9 protein-coding genes and 2 pseudogenes are annotated in these 24,292 nt (G+C 61.5%); 4 read left to right on the top strand and 7 right to left on the bottom strand.

Annotation, left to right across the window (positions count from 1 at the left end; translation table 11 throughout):
* Positions 1–2 precede the first annotated feature (2 nt).
* Together NCT05_RS33465 and NCT05_RS33460 are read left to right on the top strand one after the other, a co-directional pair.
* On the top strand, positions 3–524 hold the full coding sequence (locus NCT05_RS33465; RefSeq protein WP_250457634.1) for a YfiR family protein: 522 nt from the start codon (positions 3–5) through the stop codon (positions 522–524).
* A complete protein-coding gene (locus tag NCT05_RS33460; RefSeq protein WP_250504333.1) occupies positions 521–2,455 on the top strand; it encodes a putative bifunctional diguanylate cyclase/phosphodiesterase in 1,935 nt (644 codons plus the stop codon). Before NCT05_RS33465 ends, NCT05_RS33460 begins: the two co-directional genes overlap by 4 nt.
* A 72-nt stretch (positions 2,456–2,527) precedes the next feature.
* On the opposite strand, the gene NCT05_RS33455 is transcribed toward NCT05_RS33460, so the two are convergent.
* The 3 genes and pseudogenes from NCT05_RS33455 to NCT05_RS33445 all read right to left on the bottom strand — a co-directional run bounded on the left by NCT05_RS33455 (position 2,528) and on the right by NCT05_RS33445 (position 6,948).
* Positions 2,528–2,884 (bottom strand): hypothetical protein, encoded by a 357-nt coding sequence (locus NCT05_RS33455; protein ID WP_250504332.1) that lies wholly within the window; start codon positions 2,882–2,884, stop codon positions 2,528–2,530.
* Positions 2,885–3,585: 701 nt separating this feature from the next.
* The gene (locus NCT05_RS33450; RefSeq protein WP_008345468.1) at positions 3,586–4,653 is read right to left on the bottom strand and encodes a hypothetical protein; all 1,068 of its coding nucleotides are present in this window, start codon (positions 4,651–4,653) and stop codon (positions 3,586–3,588) included.
* 1,117 nt (positions 4,654–5,770) lie between these two features.
* Positions 5,771–6,948: pseudogene (locus NCT05_RS33445) on the bottom strand (porin).
* A gap of 999 nt (positions 6,949–7,947) precedes the next feature.
* On the opposite strand from NCT05_RS33445, the gene NCT05_RS33440 reads away from it, so the two are divergent.
* Positions 7,948–9,501 carry a methyl-accepting chemotaxis protein gene (locus NCT05_RS33440; RefSeq protein ID WP_175982478.1) on the top strand — a complete coding sequence of 518 codons (1,554 nt, stop codon included), beginning with the start codon at positions 7,948–7,950 and terminating at the stop codon, positions 9,499–9,501.
* A gap of 12 nt (positions 9,502–9,513) precedes the next feature.
* Here the strand turns inward: NCT05_RS33440 and NCT05_RS33435 are convergent.
* From NCT05_RS33435 to NCT05_RS33425, 3 genes and pseudogenes are all read right to left on the bottom strand, one after another.
* Positions 9,514–9,675, bottom strand: a pseudogene (locus NCT05_RS33435) (NAD-dependent epimerase/dehydratase family protein); the annotation flags it as partial.
* 131 nt (positions 9,676–9,806) lie between these two features.
* Complete coding sequence (locus NCT05_RS33430) at positions 9,807–11,498, bottom strand: cyclic peptide export ABC transporter (protein WP_250504331.1); 1,692 nt, start codon at positions 11,496–11,498, stop codon at positions 9,807–9,809.
* On the bottom strand, positions 11,498–12,373 hold the full coding sequence (locus NCT05_RS33425) for an alpha/beta fold hydrolase (RefSeq protein ID WP_250504330.1): 876 nt from the start codon (positions 12,371–12,373) through the stop codon (positions 11,498–11,500). The genes NCT05_RS33430 and NCT05_RS33425 overlap by 1 nt, the downstream gene beginning before the upstream one ends.
* A 154-nt stretch (positions 12,374–12,527) precedes the next feature.
* Here NCT05_RS33425 and NCT05_RS33420 point away from each other — a divergent pair, with 154 nt between their 5' ends.
* Positions 12,528–13,187: a hypothetical protein gene (locus NCT05_RS33420; RefSeq protein ID WP_250504329.1), complete on the top strand. Its 660-nt coding sequence runs from the start codon at positions 12,528–12,530 to the stop codon at positions 13,185–13,187.
* A 101-nt stretch (positions 13,188–13,288) separates the two neighbouring features.
* Here the strand turns inward: NCT05_RS33420 and NCT05_RS33415 are convergent.
* On the bottom strand, positions 13,289–24,292 hold an 11,004-nt coding region (locus tag NCT05_RS33415; protein WP_502801821.1), incomplete at its 5' end, for a non-ribosomal peptide synthetase.

Here is a 24,292-nt window from a genome sequence, read left to right as displayed (position 1 = left end):
AGATGTGGATCCGTCGAGGCATAGCGCTCTGTTTGTGCACGGCCGGTTCGCTCGCGGCATGGTGTGCGCACGCGCAGGTAGATCTGCCAAAGCTCGAGAGCGCCTACATCTTCAACTTCACGCAATTCACGCAATGGCCCGCTGAGCGCGCTCGCGGCGCCGAATTGCGCGTCTGTGCGAGCGAGCGTAGTTCGCTGCGCGACGCGCTGGCTGGACTCAATGGGCGGCTGGTGGGTGCGCGCGTGTGGCGTTTTATGACCGTGGGCGGCAAGGGAGCCGGCGAATGCGACGTGCTTGCCCTGGACGACGGCGACAGCACGAGCGCGGAGATGCGCGAGGCATTGCGGTCGGACGATGCAGTGCTCGTCATCGCGGGCGCCGGCGCGACCGCACCCGGTGAGGCGGTCATCAAGCTGATCGCGGAGGACGAACATTTGCGCTTCGACATCAGCAACACCGAGGCCTTACGCCGAAAGCTGGTTCTTAGCTCGAAACTGCTGCGGCTTGCAAGGAGACTCAAATGACCATGCGGAGCAGCAGTCGGAGCGCCGAGCGTCTGACGGTGCACGCGAATCTCGTGAGCGTCGGCATTGCGCTGGTGGTCGCGAGCATCGTGCTTCTCGTGTACCAGGCGGTGGCATTCCGCAGCGCTCTCTATGACGATGCGTCGCTGCAAGCGTCCGTCATCGCAGAGAACGTCAGCGCATCGTTGATGTTCGATGACGAAGCGTCGATGACAGACGTCTTGCGATCGCTGCGCCGGGTTCCCTACGTCGAGAGTGTCAGCGTATATCGCGACGACAACCGGATCTTCACTCGCTACGCGCGCGCAGGAATTAGCGCGGAGCACATCGACGAGGGTACGCTCGCGTCGACGGAGCATCGCACGACACTCTCGCTCGGTGACGTCTACGTGCGCGCGACGATCGAGCATAAAGGCCACAAGCTGGGACATGTGGTGCTCGTAGCAACGAGCGACCTGGTGCGTCGACAACTCCTGCAATATGCGTGCTTTCTCGGCGTCGCGTGTCTGGGTGCGCTCTGGGTTTCGACACTCGTCATGCGCCGGATGCGGCGACGAGTGACGGAAGCGGAACGCGAGTTGGAGCAGCTGGCGCGCACGGACCCGCTCACGAGCCTGTCGAACCGGCGTACGTTCTATGAAACGCTGGAGGCGCGGCTCGGGGCGGCAAAGGACCCGCATCGCCATCTTGGTCTCGTGCTGATCGATCTCGATGACTTCAAGACGGTGAACGACACGCTCGGTCACGGGGCCGGCGACGAACTGCTGCAGCATGTGGCGCGCGTGCTGACGAGTGCCGTGCGCGGTCGTGGGATCGTGAGTCGGATGGGCGGCGACGAATTCGCCGTAACGGTAGAGTGCTCCTGGAAACGGAGCGCGGTTGAGGAAGTCGCGAATGAAGTCGGACACGCACTCTGCCAGCCCGCGATAATCGACGGCGACGAGATCAGCGTGACGGCGAGCATCGGCTATGCGAGCTTTCCGGAGGCCGGGCACGACAGCGGAAGCCTTGTCGCCAGCGCGGACATCGCGTTATACGAAGCGAAAACGCGCGGCAAGAACATGGTCGTGGGATTCTCTCGTGAACTGATGAATGCAGCGCATCGCCGTGCGTATCTCGAAGCGGAATTGCGCAAGGCCGTCGACGGCGGTGCGCTCGATCTCGTCTATCAACCGCAGTTCGACTGCCGCAACGGTTCGCTCGTCGGTGCAGAAGCGCTGACGCGGTGGACGCATAGGGACGAAGGCGTCGTATCGCCGGCAGAGTTCATTCCGATCGCAGAGAACAGCGATCTGATCGTGCGGCTCGGGCGTTCGGTGCTGCAGCGCGCGTGCGTCGCAGCGGCGACGTGGTGCGCCGACCATCAGAACGTAAGCGTTCGCGTTGCGGTGAACGTGTCGGCGCGGCAGTTGCGGCATCCGGCCTTTGTCGACGACGTCCTCGCGGCGCTCGCGGCGAGCGGCCTCGCACCCGGGCTGCTCGAGCTCGAGCTTACCGAGAGCCACCTCATTGCCAACCGCGAGACGGCGCTCGACGTGATGAATCGTCTGCGCACTGCGGGTGTGCTGTTATCCATCGATGACTTCGGCACAGGGTATTCGTCGCTCTCGTATCTGCATGCCTTCCCTGTCAATACGATCAAGATCGACCGTTCATTCATCGAAAGGCTTCCAGAACATGGACAGCCCATCGTGACGGCGATCCTGTCGATGGCTCATAGCTTCGGGCTTGACGCGGTTGCCGAGGGGGTGGAAGACGCGAAACAGCTCGCGTGGCTGATGGAAGCGGGATGCGACGTCGTCCAGGGTTATTTCACCGGCACGCCCATGTCGATCGACAGATTTCGTGCCCTTCTACGAGAGCATGCATTGGCGCAACAGACAGGTACGTCCGGGATTATCGCCAATGATGAACACCCGCAATCGGCATAACACGGGCAGCTCAGGAGAATTGTCCGTCTTGTCGTTTCGTTGAGAGACCGGAAGAGGGTGCAAGCGGATCAATCACGTCGCAGTCGGCTCTCCGGACATACTGAAGACCATCGTGGGCGGGCCTAACGGAGCGACTTCTTCGCGGGTTGAAATTCCAAGAAGATCCAGTAACGCGATCAAGCGACGGCGATCGCGGGCGGACAGTCCCGGAAACACCAGAAGCTTTTCCGTCTGAGCAGCCCAGTATTCACGGCGGATCAATGTGGGTCGGCATATCAGGGTGTTGACGGACCGTTCAAGTTGCCGAATTTCATTTTCGAGGATCACCCGGCCTCCTGCCATGTGCATGAACTGAAACCGCGTCCCCGAACGTACTACCGAGGTAGCGTCTGCATCGGAAAGCGGTACTTTTCTCATCGAATCAGTCATCTTTTTTCCAAGTCCGGCGCATCGATTCGGACCGGCTTCTGCAATCCCAATTCGGGCTATGCGACGCATCAAAGCGCCATGTACGGCTGCTCGAAACGCCTGGTCACGCAAACGTTGGCGCTCTTGCGTGCCGTTATGACCTGTTGCTTGCAGCGGATAACGGCAATTTGACGAGACGAGTTAATACGGGAAAACCAGTATTTCGCGGCATAGGCGATTCCTGCTCGCCGAGCCGAGGCCCGACGGTCGGGAAGTGATGGAAACGGCGCGTGGACCGCTGCGGCGCTAAGCCCGTGGTGAGCGCGCTTGCACGAGTCTGCGAAATTCTTCCGGTCGCATCGGCAGTTCTTGAGTGGAATCGGTGATACCGCAAAGGGGGCTGAGGGGCACTTGTGCGCCAGACGTCCTTGCCCACTCGGAGAATGTTGTTGAGACCGCAGACGCCTCGACAGTGGGATGTCGCCGAGGTTGTTGTCGCCGGTTCGTAAGCGCTGGACCGATGGTTGCCTTGGCGAAAGATCGAGAGGTTGTGCTAGACGGTCTTAGCCGGCCAACTCGAGCCGTTAATAGTCGGTGGAGGATCCGAGGGAATCGAATATCTTTCGAAGTGAGCGATTCCCTTGTTCGCCGGGTTTTTCGATGACCGCGTCATCGAAAGCCCCGACGCGGCGAATTTCAGCTGGCGACCGCCCTGCCGCTTATTACTTCGGGTGGCTCGCAATGAAATTCTTGACTGCCATGTACGAGGCCTTCTTCGTCTTGCCATCGCTTTGCAGCATGCCGTAGTTGCCTTCCTGGGAGTCGTACAACTCGAAACCTTGAATCGACTGGATGTTGTACTTCGACGCCTGGGTGTAGTACTGCTGCATCATCAGGTTACCGGTCAGGTAAGAAGCGATAGTGTCATTCGCGCCATATTCCGGACGCACGCCGAACTCGTTGATCCAGACGGGCCTGCCAAAGGAACTGATGATACCGAGAATGTCGTGACACCCCGTGCCCCCGCACGCATTCGTCATGTCGCCCTGGTCGGAGTACCAGTGCCATGCGGTGATGTCCCAGCTGACGGTCGGGTGACCGTGTGTTCCGTCGGGCTGTGAGCCGTCGAGAAGCATCTGAAAAAACGCAATGTGCTTCCATGTGCCATCGACGATAATCTTCGCGGAACTGTCGACCGACTTCACACCCGCGATCATGCCACGGATCACGCCGCGCGCGATCGTGAACGGCCGATTGCTGTATTGCCACCAGATGTTGCCGTCGTAGTTTCCAGCCAGCGCGGCAGAATCCAATTCGTTGGCGACTTCGTAGTACGTGTACTTATAGGTCTGTGCCGTTTGCTGACCCATTACGAAGCCCGCATTGTAAGCCGCTTCCTCGCTGTCAAAACCCAGCCCGAGCAGCATCACCGGATACACCTGAACCCCTCCTGCCGCAAACTGTTTGGCAACGGTAGCGAGCACTTTGGCGGATGCCAAGTTGTACACGTCGTTGCGGAAAATCTTCACGCCAAGGTCTTGGAGCTGCGAGAGCTGTGTCGCGTAGGGCGTGTTGTCATAGGCGCCGCCGTTGGTAATGTGACCGTTCATGCCGTAAAAGATTGAAGCCGTGGTGGCCGCCTTTGCGGTCGCCTCCGGCATATCGGTGGCTTTCGCCGTGGCGGCCTCGACGGCGCCTTCGCCGCCGCCGCCGCATGCCGCGAGCATCAGACTGGTGGCGACGGCAACGACGGCCGCCGAGATATTGACGAGGCGGAAACGGTCACGCAAGCAATGGCCAGGTTTTCTGTGGTTTGTCATGGTAGTTAGCAATACGAATTGATGTGTTCCGAAGCCGTGGGCGTGCGGACTGATGACGCCTATTTCTCTAAGTCGGTAGTCAGACCGCGATGGAATGCAGGTTTCGGACTGAAACGCCCGGTTGCTGCAGTTCGGTCGGTACGCTGTATGGACCGGAGCGTTAGGGGATTAATGAGGACGACTTGCACGGCAAGGGAGCCGGGTTCGCAAATCGGTCGCAATGTCGCTCCGCGATGTTGCTACCCCGTCGACCTTTGAGGACGCATAAGGGCTAGCCAAAATTACCGAATGGATGAGCCTTATAAACAGTTTTACGGCAAGCTTTGTGCGTTCTTTAGGTTATTCGGAACGCGATACCGAAACGCAGTCGCTTTGAATCTGGGTAATAGGTAATAATTGCGGATGCGCCGGGAAATCTATTGCACAGTCCGCGGATCGACGCCAGCCCGGCAATGACTCAGCCGACGGTCGCGGAAGCAGCGCGGGAAGTGGAGCACTACACGTCAGATCTGAATGTGACTAGTCGGCCGGGCCTGGCCTGCAAATAAGGCGGCGCCACCGTCGAGTATCAAGTAAGCGATCCTAATAAATAAAGTGGCGCCGGCTTTCGTGGCTTCCTGGGTCCGGCGCGATAGAGCTTTCGCCGCTGTATTCTTGACGTCGACCGATGCTTCTTGAATTGGACGCATTGCGAATCTGCTCTCCTTAACTGAAGGTGAGCCGCGCGCCATACGCGGCGCTGTCATTCGAAGGAGATACGCATGCGTCGCTTGCTCGACATTGTGGTCTCTCTTCTTTTAAGCGTCACGCCGCTTTATTCAGGTGCCGGTGGCGACAAGGATGGGGCCTAAAGGCGCGCGGCTGTTTTTCATCCGTTCCGATCGCTACGATGCGGCTTCGCAATGTGTTATTGGCTCCGCGCGCGACGATGCAATTAGCGCACAGTGCGCCGTTGTTCCACCGTTCTTGGCGATCGGTGGCCGCACACGACCGGGAGGACCGCTTTGCGCGGTCATCCGTCATCGATAGATTCGTCGTTGGATAGTGTCCTTCGTCCGGTTTGACGCTTAAGGCTGTTTCGAGGGCGTCAGAAGCGATGCTTCAAGCCGACGGCCGCTTCGAGCTGATTCGTCGTGGAAGCCGGGGCGGTCACGCCGTTAATCCATGCCACGCCCAAGGGCGAAGTGCCGCTCGGGCTCGACCGTTGCCACGCGCCCTGAATGTAGACATCGGTGCGCCGAGAGAAGCGGTAATCGGCCATCGCGCTTACCTGATTCCAATGTGGAACGCCGCCGCCGCCATTTCCGCCTGCGCGCGAATAGGTGTACGCGCCCGAAAGTTCGACCGCCGGCGTCAGCGCATACCGAATGTTTCCTTCGAAGTTCTGGAAAGTTCCGCTCAGCCCAGTCTGAAAGAATTGGGAGAGCTTGGTGTGCGAGTACACGAAGCCGGCCACAGCCGGACCGAAGGTGTAGTTCACGCCGGCGCCGAAGGTCTTCTGACTGCTGGCCAGCACGCCCAAAGGCACACCCGTCGGCGTCAGCGCGCCTTGCAGGGACGCGCCGGTTGTATCGGTGACTGCGCCGTTCGTATTCAACTGTGCCGGCGTGCGCGCAGAACTGCTGAGCGCGAGATAACCCGCACCGAAGTTCCACGCGCCCGCGACGTATGAGATGCCGAAGCTATACGCACGATTGTTCGCGAATCCGCCCGCCTGATTGGAGAAGCCGTACAGCCCACCGAACCGAAAGCCTGCGATGTTCGGGCTCAGGTACTTGACCGCGTTGTTGATCTGAAACGAGTCGTTCAGATTGTCGTTGTCTAGCGGATGCGCGAAGTGCGTGCCCCCGAACTCCGTACCCGTCAATGAAAGCGGCGCGACGAAATCGACCATGCTGTCGGTCTGGCGGCCTAGCGTGAGCGCGCCGTAATCGCGGCTCGACAAGCCGACATACGCCAGGCGATTGAAGAGGCGCATGTTTGCCGAGTACTGCCCGGTATTCAAATTGAAGCCGCTTTCCAGTGTGAAGATTGCCTTCACGCCCCGCCGAGGTCCTCGGCCCCGCGCAAACCCCAGCGGCTGTACTGGACCGCGCCGCTCGTCATTTCCCAGTTGCTGTGCCCGCCGCCCGTCCCGCTGATCTGGCTGTTCGTATAGGTCAAACCCGCATCGATTAGCCCGTAGAGCGTGACGCTGCTTTGCGCATGCGCTGCCCCGCCGAGTGTGAGGATCGTCGTCGCACCTATCTTAAGCATCTTGTTCATGTGCCTGCTCCAGCAGCCAAGACCGGGAGATACATTCTCTGGGAACGCTTTCTACACGGAGCTAGATGTCTTACGGGCGCGCAGCCTTGCGAGTCATCGATACGAAAAGGCGCGATGTGCTCTACCTGACTTTATGCGATCGCGGTCAGATCTGCCAACTCAAAAGCTACGCAGACACAGATGTCGGGACATCCGTGCTGGAACAACAGGCACGCAGCTAACTAACGCCCGCGACCAACGGACTGACTACTGCGCAGATGGGCAATCCGACGAGCTTCGTACGATCGGGACCGTCATTCCGTAACGTCACGACATGGTGGGCGTCGGCCTGCGTCGTCGTGGTCCGACTTCACTTCGATGTACTTTCCGAAGACGGGTGTTCGGCCTGCTCAGCCGGAATCACACGACCGCTTACCGAGGTCGCGTCGGCTCTGTGCTGCGTTCGACTCTCGTCGCGTGGAGCGGTTGCGAGAACCCCTCCAACAGCGATCGCGCCGATGATGGCGATGCTCGACGCGAGCAACATCTGCCGGCTGACGCTTTGTGACGAGGACGTCAGAGATTCTCCTGTCGCTTCATCCGGAGGCGGATTCGGCGGCAAATGTGTCTGGCAGCGTTTGCATAGAGAGGCCATAGCGCTTACTTCGGCGCCGCATGTATCGCATATTTTGTAGCGCATTCAGTTATCTTCTCGAGTTTCTACTTCGCGCGCAGCGGTGGCGTCCGGAGCTAAAGAGGCGAAAGCGATCTCGCCATATCGGCAGTGGAAGCGCAAGACTTGAGACGCCCGATGCCTGAGGGTGTGATTGCCCGAATGAGGAAGTACAAGCGACGGCAAAACCAAGGCGATGCGCTAGCCCGTTGCTTTGCGCGGCACACTCGTCAAAAGACGCCGAAAGCACCGTAAAGTAAACCGAATGCTATCCGTAAACAGTATGAAAGCAGTGGATTTCTCATCCTGGGAAACCCGCTCGCATCTGTCTACGGAGAATCACAACCATGAAGGTCGTCACCAAACTGGGTCTGGGCTTCGGCATCGTGCTGTCAACGTTGTTCGCCGTGCTCGTCTTCGGTCTCGTGAGCATGTCGCAAATCCAGGCGCGCTTCGATGAAGTCGTCGAAGTCAACAATGCGGAGGCGAAGCTCGCGCACGTGCTGAGCCTGTCGGTGAGCGACCGGATGATTGCACTGCGCAACATCGCGCTCCTGACCGATGCGGCCGCGGTCGAGACGGAGAAAGCGCGCATCCGTACGCAGGCGCAAGGCTACGCGCAGGCTTACGACGCACTCGGCACGCGCTTCAAGGAAAGCGATCAGACCTCCGCAAGCGAACGCGCGGTATTCGAGAAGCTTCGCGCGAACGAAGCCGCCGCCGCGCCGATCATCGAAAAGGCGATCTCGCTTGCCGAAGCGCGCGAGCAACAGGCGGCAATTCGCGTGCTGATCGACGAGTTGCGGCCTGTGCAACGGGACTGGATGAGTACCACGAAGGACATGATCGCGCTGCAGGATGAACAGAACGATATCGCCAACCGCGACGCCGACGCCGCCTACGCCCGCGCCAAAGCGATCATGCTCGCGCTCGGCGTAGCAGCCTTGCTTGCCGGCATCGTAGCCGCGCTTGTCATCACGCGCGGTCTTACACGCGCGCTCGGCGGCGAACCGGGCGAAGCGATGGCGCTTGCGGCACGCATCGCTCAAGGCAATCTACGCGATGCGATCCCGCTCGAAGGCCGCAGCCCCGACAGCCTGATGGTCTCGCTCGAGACGATGCGCGCGCGTCTGAACACGATCGTGGTTGGCATTCAATCATCGAGCATGGCGATTGCCGAAGCGGCCAGCGAAATCGCGCAGGGCACTGTCGATCTGTCGAAACGCACGGAGTCTCAGGCGGCATCGCTCGAAGAAACGGCGGCGAGCATGGAAGAACTCGCGAGCACGGTCGCGAAGAATGCCGACAACGCCGCCGAGGGCACGCACGCCGCGACGAAAGCATGCGGCGACGCGACTCAGGGCGGCGACACGGTCAACGACGTGGTCGCGACCATGCGCAGCATCGCGCAGGCTTCGTCGCAGATGGCCGACATCATCGGCGTGATCGAAGGCATCGCGTTTCAGACCAACATCCTCGCGCTCAATGCGGCCGTCGAGGCCGCGCGGGCAGGCGATCAGGGCCGCGGGTTCGCGGTCGTCGCCGGCGAAGTGCGCGCACTGGCGCAACGCAGCGCCGTGGCCGCCAAGGAGATCAAGACGCTCATCGATGCTTCGAACGCGCGCGTGTCGAACGGCTCGGCGCTCGTCGAGCATGCCGGCGGCACGATCGAAGGCCTGGTCGCGTCAGTGAATCGCGTGACGGCCATCATGAGCGAAGTGGCGGCGGCATCTGGCGAGCAGCGCATGGGCATCGATCAGGTGAATGTGGCCGTCGCGCAGATGGACGAGGTCACGCAGCAGAACGCGGCACTCGTCGAAGAGGCGTCCGCCGCCGCTCAATCGCTCGCCGAGCAGGCCGAAGCGTTGCGTCGGGCGGTCGCGGTGTTTCAAGTGGAGTGAGCCGCGCGGTCCTGGATCGCCGCTCAGCGCCTGCACGATGAAGTTCGACGCGACGCGTCCGTCCTGAGGGTCCATGCGCGGACCGTAGGTGTTGAAGATGCGGGCGACGCGCACATCGGTGCCGTACATGCGGCGATAGGCGAAGCACAGCGTCTCCGCGGCGCGCTTGCCTTCCACTGGTTGCGCAGCCCTAAGTTTTTGCGGAAGGAATTACGCGCCAAACGTTTGCTTGGTCGGCGCTGACTTTGCCGGCGTCGCTGTCGAACGCCGTAGGTGGGGACGTCTTGTTCGAGCGAACGGCGAAGTTATTCGGCCACTGCCGAGCCGCTGCGTCCCGCGAAGGGGCCTTCTTTCAGTGCTTCGGAAGAGACGTCGATGAGGCGCCCGTTCGCAACCTGAACGAGACGATCGGCGCATTCGAAATAGGCATCGTCGTGAGAAATGACGATGACCGTCTTGCCCTTGCGCTTGAGCTCGGGAATCAACTGCGTATAGAACACGCGCCTGAATACGGGGTCCTGGTCGGCGGCCCATTCGTCGAAGAGATAGATCGGGCGGTCTTCCAGATACGACGCTATGAGCGCCATGCGCTTGCGTTGTCCGGAAGAGAGATTGACCGTGCTGAACCGGTTGCCCTTCATGCTGACCTTGTGGTCGAGTTCGAGCTTGTGAAGATACTGGGCCGCCTGCTTCGCGATTTGCGACTGGTCTTCACACAGCACTTCATCGAACAGATGAAAGTCGGCGAACACGGCCGAGAAGCGCTCGCGATAATGCGCAAGGTTGTCTCTCTCGACTTTTACACCGTTCAGTTCTACGTGCCCTTGCTCGGGCTCGTACAGTCCGAGCAGCAGCATCGCGAGCGTGGTCTTGCCGCTGCCGTTTCCGCCGATCAGATAAACGACTTCGCCCTGACGAATCGACAGATCGATCGGTCCGAGTGTGAACGGATGATCTTCCGTCAGCCCCGGATAGCGATGCGATACCGCGGAAAACCGGATGAGCGGCACGCCTTCGACTGCGGCCCCGAAGGGATCGTCTGTGGAGCCATGACCGTCATCGTCCGCTTGCTGCATGAGCTCGGCATCGAGAATGCGGATGCGCTGGAGCGCAATCGACGCCTGACGAAGAATCGGCAAGATCGTCATGACTTCGCTGACCGGATGGATCAGGAAAAGAAGCAGGAGGGTGAGCGTCACGAGCACGCCGTGGGATTGTGGAAACCAGTGCGGCACGACGAGCAGGATCAGGCCGATCGCCACATAGAAGAGCATGCCACCGGCGTTGGCGACGAGCGAGTAGATGAGCATCGCGCGGGTGAACGATCGGCGGAATGCGTGTGCGGTCGAATGAACGACGTGTTCGGTGAAGTATCGGGCTCGCGCGTCGTTGAGTTGCAATTCCCGCGTCCCTTCCAGCAAGGAACGAAAGTGCCGGAAGATGACATCGAGCTGATCTCGCACCGCTTGCATTTCGCGCAAGGGCCAGCGTTCGATACTGTGATAGATCGCCCCCCCGACGACGAGAAAGACGAAAAAGCACGCGAACGCCTGCCACGAAAGCCAGGCCATATACACGAGGCATACGACAATGAGCACGACGTTGCCGAACGCGAGCGGCAGCATTTGCGATGCCTGCGCGAACGTGTTGATGTCCGTGGTAAGAATGGCGAGCAGGCGCGGCTTCCCGAGCGATTGCAGCTTCTTGTAGGGCGTGCGCAGGATCTTGCGGCATAGCTCGATTCGAAGACTGCAGATCACCTGCTGACCGAAATCGAGCACGATGATCTGCGAACTCGTTCTGAACAGCAATTGCGCCGCGCACACCGCGAAGAAAACGATCACCAGTCCGCGCGTTTCGATCTGGCCGGCGGCGACCTGGCCGATGAGACGCGCGATCTCCGCGCTGCACAGCGCCCCGGCGAACCCGGCGATGACTGCAATGACCAGTCGCGGCATCGACTGTCGGCGAAGCTGCGCGGGAATGATCGAGAACATCACTGACCTCCGCTCACGGCATCCGGCAGCGAAGCAAGGAAGGCGTCGATCGTACGATTGAATTCGTCGGGGTTATCGGTCATCACCGCATGGCCGGCGCGGGATATCGTGGCGAGTTGCCCTTCACATAGCGCGTGATGCGCCATGCGTTGCGCAACCTGCGGCTTTAGCACCGCTGACCCGACGCCTCTCACGACGAGCGTCGGGCAGCGCACGGACGCCAGCATCTGCCACAGTTGTTCCGCCTGCGGCTCCCTGTTTTGCGACGACTCATCGGCGACGCGCCGGTCCAGCTTCGGCTCGAACACTCCGGCCGGCGTGCGGCGCAACGCATGCAGCGCGAGATTGCGAAGCGCACGGCCGTTGGCCAGCGGACGCCGTTCGAGCAACCACGAGACATATCCGTCGACCGTGTCGAATGTAGCCGGCGTCTCGCGTATGTCGGCACGAACGCGTTGTGAACCCGATGCATCGGATTCCGGTCCGAAGTCCACCATGACCAGTCCGGAAACATGGTGTCCGAGCAGTGCGTTCAATTGCAGTGCGACACTGCCGCCGAGCGAATGACCGATAAGAACGGGCTTTCTTATGTTCATTGCAAGCAGAACCTGCAATACATCGCCCGCGAGGGTTGGCGAATCGTACGCGCGCTCCGGGTCCCAGCTCGAATCTCCGTGGCCCCTCAGATCGATCGACACGAAACGATGTTCGGCCGACGCTGCGTCGGTCAATGTTCGCCATACGCCGCTGCACTCGCCGCGGCCGTGCAGCAAGACGCAGGGCGTGCCGATACTTCCGGACTCTTCGACGGAAATATCAAAACGGCCGTCGCGAACCTTGATGCTGCGACGCTGCATGAATAAGGGACGTTTCATCGTGAGCACCTGTCAGGAATGACGCTTAGTGTGTCTTTCGAAAGTTAGCGTGGGATGAGGACGCGGATCGGTTCGAATCACGGTCATGGGCTAACTGCGAACTAACTCTCGACGCATACCCTGACGCACATCCAAACCTACCGGTGGAGTGCTCATGAAAAGCGCCGAACATGTTTATGAAGCGCAGGATTCGCTGCTCGTCGAGTTTGCGGACACCGAGATGACCGACGTATCGCCGGAAGCACTCGCAGCGATGGTCGCCGAGGCAATGCGCGTGAAGCGATGCGTCGTTTCGATACCCGTCGACGATCGCGTTGTCGAGTTGTGCGCGGCCCGCACGGAGGCATTCGGCGAAGTGCATATCGGGGAGAAGACGGCCATCGTCGAATACTCGGACGCGCGCGACAAGATGTTCGCCGTCCTCGCGCTGAACGGAAAGACGATAGGCGTCGTGCAAGTATCGGGACCGCGGCTCGGACGGCAATTCGATGAACATGATCTGAAGCTGCTTCGCATTCTCGGCACGTTCGTCACGCGATCCGTCGAGGCGGACCGGCTTGAGAAGCTCGTCGCCTCGCCGTTCGCTCAGGCAACGATCAAGCGATCCTCGGATCAGACGATCGGCGACATCGTCGCGCAATCCGTACAAAACCCGAGCCAGCTCTCGAAGATGCTTGCACGATCGTTCTATCGGGAGATGACGCGCGCGGGATTCGACTTCGGTCAGATCATCGGCGCAGCCACCGAAATCATTTCGGAACTCGCCAGCAACGTGCGCAAGCATACCGATCGCAAGCAGCGGCGCGCAGGTTGAGCGATCGTCATATCGGCGGCCTCGGCGCACTCTTTTCACTCCTTCTATTCCTTCGTTCGATAGCAGCGCCACCGGCCTAAGCCCGTGGCGCTGTTCGTTCTCTACTTCGCTGATGCACCAATCACATTCATCGATGCGAGGTTCTGTCCGATCAACGCGAGCGACGATGGCAGGCACATCTCGCCATGCATGCAGTCGATGTCGTAGTTCACGATCGAACCATTCACGCACGCTCGCCATTGCGCGCTACGTCGGGGTTGTCCGGGCGCTTCGGAGCGCGTCGCCGTGAAATAGACGATATCGCCATGGAACGACCGGGGCGCGTACATCGATTGCAACTGCATGTTCCGTTGCGTCGTGCCGATCAGCGTTGTGACGTGCTCGTCCGTGATATACGCCGGTATCAGCCGATGCTCACGTAGCGCGACCACGCGCTCGGTGGTCGATTGCATTGCCTGAAGCGTGAGCGTGAGATCGGGCGACATGTCCGGGAACGTCGCGGCGAACAGCGCCCATTCATCGACTTCGGATGCAGTGAGTCCGTCCGGAAGACGCGAATCCAGCAACACGAGCTCGCCGATCTTCTCGCCAAGGTTTTGCAGTTGCGTCGCCATTTCGTACGCGAGCAGTCCGCCGAAGGACCAGCCGAGGAGGTGATAGGGACCGTGAGGCTGAACCGTGCGGATGCGCGCGATATAGTCCGCCGCCATGTCGACGATGCTCGCGGGACGGTAGCCGGGCTCCTTCAACGCCGGCGTCTGGACGGCGTAGAGGGGCCGGTCGTCATCGATGATCTTCGCGAGACCCGCATAGCTCCACGCCAGTCCGCCGACCGGATGAATGCAGAAGAGCGGTGCGCCGCTCCCCGATGCCCGGATAGGCAGAATCGGATCGAATTCGTTGTTCGAAGGCGCGGCGTTCAGTTGATCGGCGAGTTCCGCGACCGATGGCGCATTGAAGAGAACGCGAATCGAAATGTCCTGGCCGAGCTTCGCGTGAATCGATGCCATCAACTGAACAGCCAGCAACGAATGCCCGCCGAGCGCGAAGAAGTTGTCGAAGACACTCACGCGCTCGAGTCCGAGGACGCTGGCAAAGCACTGCGCGAGCGTATGTTCGAGCGAGGTGCGCGGCGCGACATAAGCGGCGAGATCCTGCCACTGCGGATCGGGCAATGCGCGCCGATCGAGCTTGCCGTTGGGCGTGAGCGGCAGCGCATCGAGCGTGACGAACGCCGATGGCACCATGTAATCCGGCAAGCGCGCAGTCACATGCTCGCGAAGCGCGTTCGTATCGATAGCGGTGGCGCCAGTGACATAGGCGATGAGCTGCTGGTCCTGTGTCTCTTCACGCCGCGCCCGTGCGATGACGACGGCCTCGCGCACGGCCGGATGACTCGCGAGCTGCGCTTCGATCTCGCCGAGTTCGATCCGGAAACCGCGAATCTTGACCTGATGATCGTTGCGTCCGAGGAACTCGAGATTGCCATCGGCGCGATAGCGCGCGAGATCGCCCGTGCGATAGATGCGCGCATCGGCAATGAACGGATCGTCGAGGAAGCGCTCGGCGGTGAGCTCGGCACGATTGAGATAACCACGCGCCACCCCCGCGCCACCGATATACAACTCGCCCACGGCACCCGGCGGCACGAGCCGGTAGTGCGCATCGAGCACGTACAGACGCGTGTTGGCAATCGGCCGGCCGACCGATACCGTGGATGACCTATGCGCGTCGCGGCCCGTGCGATAGCACGAGGACCAGACCGTCGTTTCAGTCGGACCGTAGAGATTCCACAGCGCCTTGACCTTCTCGTTCAGACGCGCCGCGAGGTTCGCGGACAACGCTTCGCCGCCGCACAGCGCGGTAAGCTTCGCGCTGCCGCTCCACTGCGTATCGAGCAGCATGCGCCAGGTGGCCGGGGTCGCCTGCATGAAGCTGATGGCGTGTGCATCGATGAGCGCTTGCAACGCGAGCGGATCGGCTGCATCGTTGCGCGATGCGAGCACGATGCACGCGCCGGCGCTCAAGGGTAAATACAACTCCAGGCCCGCGATATCGAAGGATATCGTCGTGACAGCGAGCAGTGTGTCGGCGGCGTTCATCGAGGTGATATCGCGCATCGAGCACAGGAAGTTCAGCATCTGGCGATGCTCGATCATCACGCCTTTGGGCTTGCCTGTGGAGCCCGATGTAAAGAGCACGTATGCGAGATGATGTGGTTCGATTCTGGTTTGAGGATTGTCCTCTGATGCATCGAGCGATGCGTCCGGATCGAGCACGCTCAACGTACCCGTATCGCCGAGTGCTTCACGGCCGATGGCATCGGCGAGCAAGAGGCGCGGCGTCGAGTCAGTGAGGATGTGAGTCAGGCGTTCGCCGGGGTAAGCCGGATCGAGCGGCACATAGGCGCCGCCCGCTTTGAGTATCGCGAGCAACGCCACCACCATGCCGATGCCACGCTCCACGCACAGCGCCACGCGATCTTCCGGACGCACGCCCAACTTGATCAAATGATGCGCGAGCCGATTGGCACGCGCATTGAGTTGCGCATACGTGAGCGTCTGATCTCCAAAGATCAGCGCGATCGCATCGGGCGTGCGCTCGACCTGCTGCTCGAACAACTGATGAATGCACAGATCGACAGGGTACGACGCAGCCGTATCGTTCCACGTCTGGACCAGTAACTGACGCGTCTTGGGCGGCAGCACATCGAGTTGGTCGACGGGCGTCTGCGGTGCCTGCTCGAGTGCCTGCACGAGGCTCGATAACGCTTGCTCCATGTACCCGCACAACTGATCGGGCGAGAGCGGCGCGAGCGTTTGCGCGGTCAAGCCAAGGCTCGCGCCGTTGTCTTCGACAGCGAGCATGAGCGGATAGTTGGTGCGCTCTTCGGCGCCCAGCAGCTCGATCCCCTCGAAGGCATATTGTTCATCGGCGACGGCCTGGTTGTGGCGATAGTTCAGCAGCGCGCTAAAGAGCGGCGCGGGCGCGGCCACGCCACTGCATCGCTGAGCGAGTGCGAGCGGAGCATGCTGATGCTGCAGCAAGGCCGCGAGACGCTGATGCGTGTCACGCACGCTATCGACAACAGAGACATCGTTCACATCGAGGCGAATCGGCAAGGTGTTGATGAGCAGCCCGAGCGCCTGATCGACACCTGCCTGCATGCGCCCGAGCAGCACGGTGCCGAAGACGATGCGGCCATCGCCGGTGCTTGCCGCGTCGAGCACACGCGCCCATGCGAGATGACAGAGACTGGCGAGACTGACGCCGAGTTCTCGCGCCTGCGTGCGCAGACGCGTGTTCAACGCCGCGGGCAACGTCACGCGAGCTTCGGCGACCGAGGAGCCGTCGTGATGCACATCGGTGAAGCCGAAGGGCAGCGTGGGCTCGCTGAGCTCGGCGAGCATGTCGCGGAAGAACGCTTCATGCTCCTGCTGAGTGGCGCCGAGCCGCGCCTGCGCGACCAGATCGCGAAACGGTTGCGCCACATCGAGCGCATCGGCATGGCCCTCGAGCAGTGCGCTGATCTCTTTCTGAATCACTTCGAGCGTAACGTGATCGCCGATCAGGTGATGCCACACGAGCAGCGCGAGCCAGCGCGGCGAATCGTGTTCCTTCGCGAGGGTGAGCCGAAGCAGGGGCGCCCGATGCAGAGGCAGGCGTTGCGAGCGCGCATCGAACAGACGCGCGAGTTGATCGACAGCCGGACCGTGTGCGGGATCGAGCTCGATCTCATCGATGGTGACAGGCGCTTGGCGACAGACGACTTGCGCGGGCGTGCTGATGCCGTCGTGGATGAAGGCGGTGCGCAGGATGTCGTGCCGTGCGATGATCCGTTGCAGCGCATCGAGCCAGGCATCCAGACGCTCGCGGCTATCGAAGGCGATGCGCGCGGTTTGCAGATACGGGTCGCCCTCGGTGCTCAGCATGTGATGGAACAGAATGCCTTCCTGCAGCGGTGCGAGCGCGTAAATGTCCTGCACGTTCTTTATGCCGCCCGGGACTTGTTCGACGATGGAGTCGATATCCGCTTGCGTCAAGGCGATGAGCGGCAGCATGGCAGGGGTGAGCGCGGTCGTGTCGGGCGTGATGACATTGGGCGGCACGACGATATCGTGCGCAATCGCACCGCGCTCGATCGATGCGGCAAGCGTGCTGAGCACGGGCGTGGCGAAGAGATCGCGCACATTGGCGTGCAGGCCGATGCGGCGCATGCGTTCGATGAGCGTGACGGCCAGCAGCGAATGGCCGCCGAGCGCGAAGAAGTTATCCTGCCGGCCGACGCGATCGAGGCCCAGCAATTCGGCCCACAGATCGGCGAGCGACGATTCGGTCTCGCCCAAAGGCGCTTCGAAGGGACGCAACGCGAAGGCATCGGCGTGCGGATCGGGCAGCGCGTGACGGTCGAGCTTGCCGTTGGGTGTGAGCGGCAGTGCATCGAGCATGACGATCGCTGAGGGCACCATGTAATCGGGCAAGCGCTCGGCGAGATGCTCGCGCAAGACACTGGCATCGACATCGGCGAGCAGCGTGACATAAGCGATGAGTTGCTGATCCTGGGAGGCTTCGCTGCGGGCCCGCGCGATGACGACCGCTTCACGCACGGCGGCATGATCCACGAGTTGCGCTTCGATCTCGCCGAGCTCGATACGGAAGCCGCGCACCTTCACCTGATGATCGTTGCGGCCGAGGAACTCGATGTTGCCATCGGCACGATAACGTGCGAGATCGCCTGTGCGGTACATGCGATCGCCGGGCATGAACGGATCGTCGAGGAAGCGTTCGGCGGTGAGTTCAGGCCGGTTGAGATAGCCACGCGCCACGCCCGCGCCGCCGATATACACTTCGCCCACCGTGCCGAGCGGCACCGGCTTGCATCGCGCATCGAGCAGATAGACGCGGGTGTTGGCGATCGGCTTGCCGATGGTCTCCTTCAGGTGATCGCCCCTATGCATCTCGATCCACGTCGAGTAAGTGGTCGTCTCGGACGGGCCATACAGATTGCACAATCGTTCGATATCGGTCTCGGCGAAGATGCGTTTCATCAGCGCGAGCCTGAGCGGCTCGCCCGCAAGGTTGATAGTCTCGACGGATGCGAGCGATGCGCCTGCATCGAGTAGAGAAGTGATCGCCGAAGGCACCGTGTTGACCAGGCTCACATCGTGCGGCTTCCTGGAAAGTGCGAGGACGTTGTCGACGAGATGCACGGTGGCGCCGCAGGTCAACGGTGCGAAGCATTCATAGATCGAAAGATCGAAATTGATCGATGTGGCAAACAGCGTGTGTGAAAGCTCTTTCGATGTGAAGGCGTTCTGCGCCCAGTTCAGGAAGTTGACGGCGTTTCGATGTTCGATGGCGACGCCCTTCGGCTTGCCCGTCGATCCCGACGTATAGATCACATACGCGAGGTTGTGCGGCGCGACCGGTGCTTGCGGATCGGCCTGCGAGAGCGTTTCCTCGTCGGATGCATGAAGATCGAGTACCGTCAGGGTGCCCGTGTCGCCCAACGCATGACGGCCGGCTGCATCGGCGATCAGCAATCGAGGCGCGGCATCGGCAAGAATGTGATTCAGCCGTTCACCCGGATACGCAGGATCGAGCGGCACGTATGCGCCGCCCGCCTTGAGCGTGGCTATCAACGAGACGATCATGCCGACGCGCCGCTCCATGCATAACGCGACGCGATCTTCCGGACGCACGCGCAGCGCGATCAGTCGATGAGCAAGCCGATTCGCACGCGCATTCAGGTCCGCATACGTGAGGGATTCGTCTTCGAAGATGAGCGCGGTGGCATCGGGCGTGCGTCGAACCTGTTGCTCGAAAAGCTGATGCATGGAGAGGTGCTCGGGGTAGGCGGCTGCCGTGTCGTTCCATCGATCGAACAACGCATACTCTTCAGGCAACACGAGTTCGAGCGCATGTAACGGTACATCGGGCCGCGCGAGCGCCTGATCCAGCAAGCGCGTGAAGCGTTCGCCGAAACGCACGATAGTCTGCCTATCGAAAAGATCGCTTGCGTAGCTGATGCTGCCCGCGAAGCGGTCGTGCGTGTGAGTCAGGTTCAGTGTGAGGTCGAACTTGGCGCCGGCTTCGGCCGGGGGCAGAAGTTCCAGCGTGAGACCGGGCAAAGTAAGCGCCTCGAGCGGCGCATTCTGCAAGACGAGCATCACTTGAAAGAGCGGCGTACGGCTCGTGTCGCGCGCCGGCGCGAGGGCTTCGACGAGTTTTTCGAAAGGCAGGTCCTGATGTGCGTAAGCGGCGAGCGTCGTATCGCGCACTTGCGTGAGCAATTCGCGCATGCTGGGCGCGCCCGACAGATTCGCACGCAATACGAGCGTATTGACGAACAGACCGATGAGCGGTTCGATCTGTGCATGCGTGCGATTGGCGATCGGCGAGCCGACTGCCACTTGCGATTGCCCGGAGAGACGACCAAGAAGCGTCTGGAGTGTGGCGAGCAGCACCATGAATGGCGTCACGCCTTCTCGATGCGCGAGCGTGGTCACGCGCTCCGACAAGTTGGGACTCAGCGAAAAGGGCAATGTTGCGCCACGTCCGCTGATCCGCGCAGGGCGAGCGCGATCGGTCGGCAGATCGAGCGGTGCGAGTTCGGCGAGCTGAGTGCGCCAGTATTGCGTCTGTCGATCGAGTTCCGCGCCGGTGAGCCAATCGCGCTGCCACAACGTAAAGTCGGCATACTGCACGGCCAACGGCGGCAAAGCGAGCGCTTCGTCATGCAACGCGGCCTCATAGCACGCGCCGAGTTCACGGACGAGCACGCCGATGGACCAGCCATCGGAGATGATGTGATGCATCGCGAAGAGCAGCACATGCTCGTCTTCGGCGAGGCGAAGCAGCCGCGCGCGAAGAAGCGGCCCGTGCTGAAGATCGAAGGCTCGCGTGGCTTCGGCTTGCGTGATCCGGCGGACTTCGGCGGCTTGCGCGTCGGAGGCGAGCGTGCCGAGTTCGACGAGAGGCAGTGCGATCCGCAATTGCGTCGCGATACATTGAACCGCCTGCCCGTCTTGTTGCACGAAGGAAGTACGCAGGCTTTCGTGACGCTCCACGAGGGCATTCAACGCAGTGTCGAGCGCCGGAACATCGAGCGACCCGCTCAGGCGCACGGCTACCGGAATGTTATAGGCCGACTGTCCGGGGTTGAGCTGTTCGAGGAACCACAAGCGTTCCTGCGCAAAAGACAGCGGTAAATGCTGCGGCCGCGTGCGTGCTTGCAGTGTCGGGATTGCGCTCACGCGACCCGCTTCCTGCTGTAAGGTTTCGCCGAGCGAAGCCACCGTCGGCGCATCGAACAATGTTCGTAAGGGCAATTCGATGCAAAGCGCCTGACGCAAGCGCGATACGAGTTGCGTGGCCAGCAACGAATGCCCGCCGAGCGCGAAGAAGTTGTCGAAGACACTCACGCGCTCGAGTCCGAGGACGCTGGCAAAGCACTGCGCGAGCGTATGTTCGAGCGAGGTGCGCGGCGCGACATAAGCGGCGAGATCCTGCCACTGCGGATCGGGCAATGCGCGCCGATCGAGCTTGCCGTTGGGCGTGAGCGGCAGCGCATCGAGCGTGACGAACGCCGATGGCACCATGTAATCCGGCAAGCGCGCAGTCACATGCTCGCGAAGCGCATTCGTATCGATAGCGGTGGCGCCAGTGACATAGGCGATGAGCTGCTGGTCCTGCGTCTCTTCACGCCGCGCGCGTGCGATGACGACGGCCTCGCGCACGGCCGGATGACTCGCGAGCTGCGCTTCGATCTCGCCGAGTTCGATCCGGAAACCGCGAATCTTGACCTGATGATCGTTGCGTCCGAGGAACTCGAGATTGCCATCGGCGCGATAGCGCGCGAGATCGCCCGTGCGATAGATGCGCGCATCGGCAATGAACGGATCGTCGAGGAAGCGCTCGGCGGTGAGCTCGGCACGATTGAGATAACCACGCGCCACCCCCGCGCCACCGATATACAACTCGCCCACGGCACCCGGCGGCACGAGCCGGTAGTGCGCATCGAGCACGTACAGACGCGTGTTGGCAATCGGCCGGCCGACCGATACCGTGGATGACCTATGCGCGTCGCGGCCCGTGCGATAGCACGAGGACCAGACCGTCGTTTCAGTCGGACCGTAGAGATTCCACAGCGCCTTGACCTTCTCGTTCAGACGCGCCGCGAGGTTCGCGGACAACGCTTCGCCGCCGCACAGCGCGGTAAGCTTCGCGCTGCCGCTCCACTGCGTATCGAGCAGCATGCGCCAGGTGGCCGGGGTCGCCTGCATGAAGCTGATGGCGTGTGCATCGATGAGCGCTTGCAACGCGAGCGGATCGGCTGCATCGTTGCGCGATGCGAGCACGATGCACGCGCCGGCGCTCAAGGGTAAATACAACTCCAGGCCCGCGATATCGAAGGATATCGTCGTGACAGCGAGCAGTGTGTCGGCGGCGTTCATCGAGGTGATATCGCGCATCGAGCACAGGAAGTTCAGCATCTGGCGATGCTCGATCATCACGCCTTTGGGCTTGCCTGTGGAGCCCGATGTAAAGAGCACGTATGCGAGATGATGTGGTTCGATTCTGGTTTGAGGATTGTCCTCTGATGCATCGAGCGATGCGTCCGGATCGAGCACGCTCAACGTACCCGTATCGCCGAGTGCTTCACGGCCGATGGCATCGGCGAGCAAGAGGCGCGGCGTCGAGTCAGTGAGGATGTGAGTCAGGCGTTCGCCGGGGTAAGCCGGATCGAGCGGCACATAGGCGCCGCCCGCTTTGAGTATCGCGAGCAACGCCACCACCATGCCGATGCCACGCTCCACGCACAGCGCCACGCGATCTTCCGGACGCACGCCCAACTTGATCAAATGATGCGCGAGCCGATTGGCACGCGCATTGAGTTGCGCATACGTGAGCGTCTGATCTCCAAAGATCAGCGCGATCGCATCGGGCGTGCGCTCGACCTGCTGCTCGAACAACTGATGAATGCACAGATCGACAGGGTACGACGCAGCCGTATCGTTCCACGTCTGGACCAGTAACTGACGCGTCTTGGGCGGCAGCACATCGAGTTGGTCGACGGGCGTCTGCGGTGCCTGCTCGAGTGCCTGCACGAGGCTCGATAACGCTTGCTCCATGTACCCGCACAACTGATCGGGCGAGAGCGGCGCGAGCGTTTGCGCGGTCAAGCCAAGGCTCGCGCCGTTGTCTTCGACAGCGAGCATGAGCGGATAGTTGGTGCGCTCTTCGGCGCCCAGCAGCTCGATCCCCTCGAAGGCATATTGTTCATCGGCGACGGCCTGGTTGTGGCGATAGTTCAGCAGCGCGCTAAAGAGCGGCGCGGGCGCGGCCACGCCACTGCATCGCTGAGCGAGTGCGAGCGGAGCATGCTGATGCTGCAGCAAGGCCGCGAGACGCTGATGCGTGTCACGCACGCTATCGACAACAGAGACATCGTTCACATCGAGGCGAATCGGCAAGGTGTTGATGAGCAGCCCGAGCGCCTGATCGACACCTGCCTGCATGCGCCCGAGCAGCACGGTGCCGAAGACGATGCGGCCATCGCCGGTGCTTGCCGCGTCGAGCACACGCGCCCATGCGAGATGACAGAGACTGGCGAGACTGACGCCGAGTTCTCGCGCCTGCGTGCGCAGACGCGTGTTCAACGCCGCGGGCAACGTCACGCGAGCTTCGGCGACCGAGGAGCCGTCGTGATGCACATCGGTGAAGCCGAAGGGCAGCGTGGGCTCGCTGAGCTCGGCGAGCATGTCGCGGAAGAACGCTTCATGCTCCTGCTGAGTGGCGCCGAGCCGCGCCTGCGCGACCAGATCGCGAAACGGTTGCGCCACATCGAGCGCATCGGCATGGCCCTCGAGCAGTGCGCTGATCTCTTTCTGAATCACTTCGAGCGTAACGTGATCGCCGATCAGGTGATGCCACACGAGCAGCGCGAGCCAGCGCGGCGAATCGTGTTCCTTCGCGAGGGTGAGCCGAAGCAGGGGCGCCCGATGCAGAGGCAGGCGTTGCGAGCGCGCATCGAACAGACGCGCGAGTTGATCGACAGCCGGACCGTGTGCGGGATCGAGCTCGATCTCATCGATGGTGACAGGCGCTTGGCGACAGACGACTTGCGCGGGCGTGCTGATGCCGTCGTGGATGAAGGCGGTGCGCAGGATGTCGTGCCGTGCGATGATCCGTTGCAGCGCATCGAGCCAGGCATCCAGACGCTCGCGGCTATCGAAGGCGATGCGCGCGGTTTGCAGATACGGGTCGCCCTCGGTGCTCAGCATGTGATGGAACAGAATGCCTTCCTGCAGCGGTGCGAGCGCGTAAATGTCCTGCACGTTCTTTATGCCGCCCGGGACTTGTTCGACGATGGAGTCGATATCCGCTTGCGTCAAGGCGATGAGCGGCAGCATGGCAGGGGTGAGCGCGGTCGTGTCGGGCGTGATGACATTGGGCGGCACGACGATATCGTGCGCAATCGCACCGCGCTCGATCGATGCGGCAAGCGTGCTGAGCACGGGCGTGGCGAAGAGATCGCGCACATTGGCGTGCAGGCCGATGCGGCGCATGCGTTCGATGAGCGTGACGGCCAGCAGCGAATGGCCGCCGAGCGCGAAGAAGTTATCCTGCCGGCCGACGCGATCGAGGCCCAGCAATTCGGCCCACAGATCGGCGAGCGACGATTCGGTCTCGCCCAAAGGCGCTTCGAAGGGACGCAACGCGAAGGCATCGGCGTGCGGATCGGGCAGCGCGTGACGGTCGAGCTTGCCGTTGGGTGTGAGCGGCAGTGCATCGAGCATGACGATCGCTGAGGGCACCATGTAATCGGGCAAGCGCTCGGCGAGATGCTCGCGCAAGACACTGGCATCGACATCGGCGAGCAGCGTGACATAAGCGATGAGTTGCTGATCCTGCGAGGCTTCGCTGCGGGCCCGCGCGATGACGACCGCTTCACGCACGGCGGCATGATCCACGAGTTGCGCTTCGATCTCGCCGAGCTCGATACGGAAGCCGCGCACCTTCACCTGATGATCGTTGCGGCCGAGGAACTCGATGTTGCCATCGGCACGATAACGTGCGAGATCGCCTGTGCGGTACATGCG

The organism is Caballeronia sp. AZ7_KS35 (assembly GCF_023631045.1).
GTDB classification, from domain to species: Bacteria; Pseudomonadota; Gammaproteobacteria; order Burkholderiales; family Burkholderiaceae; genus Caballeronia; species Caballeronia zhejiangensis.
The sequence above is the reverse complement of the archived record's forward strand: the minus strand, read 5'-3'. Positions and strand labels throughout refer to the sequence as shown.

Coding starts and splice junctions, on each gene's coding strand:
- NCT05_RS33425 (WP_250504330.1), bottom strand. CDS start 12,373: ATGAAACGTCCCTTATTCATGCAGCGTCGCAGCATCAAGGTTCGCGAC.
- NCT05_RS33460 (WP_250504333.1), top strand. CDS start 521: ATGACCATGCGGAGCAGCAGTCGGAGCGCCGAGCGTCTGACGGTGCAC.
- NCT05_RS33465 (WP_250457634.1), top strand. CDS start 3: ATGTGGATCCGTCGAGGCATAGCGCTCTGTTTGTGCACGGCCGGTTCG.
- NCT05_RS33440 (WP_175982478.1), top strand. CDS start 7,948: ATGAAGGTCGTCACCAAACTGGGTCTGGGCTTCGGCATCGTGCTGTCA.
- NCT05_RS33430 (WP_250504331.1), bottom strand. CDS start 11,498: ATGTTCTCGATCATTCCCGCGCAGCTTCGCCGACAGTCGATGCCGCGA.
- NCT05_RS33455 (WP_250504332.1), bottom strand. CDS start 2,884: ATGACTGATTCGATGAGAAAAGTACCGCTTTCCGATGCAGACGCTACC.
- NCT05_RS33420 (WP_250504329.1), top strand. CDS start 12,528: ATGAAAAGCGCCGAACATGTTTATGAAGCGCAGGATTCGCTGCTCGTC.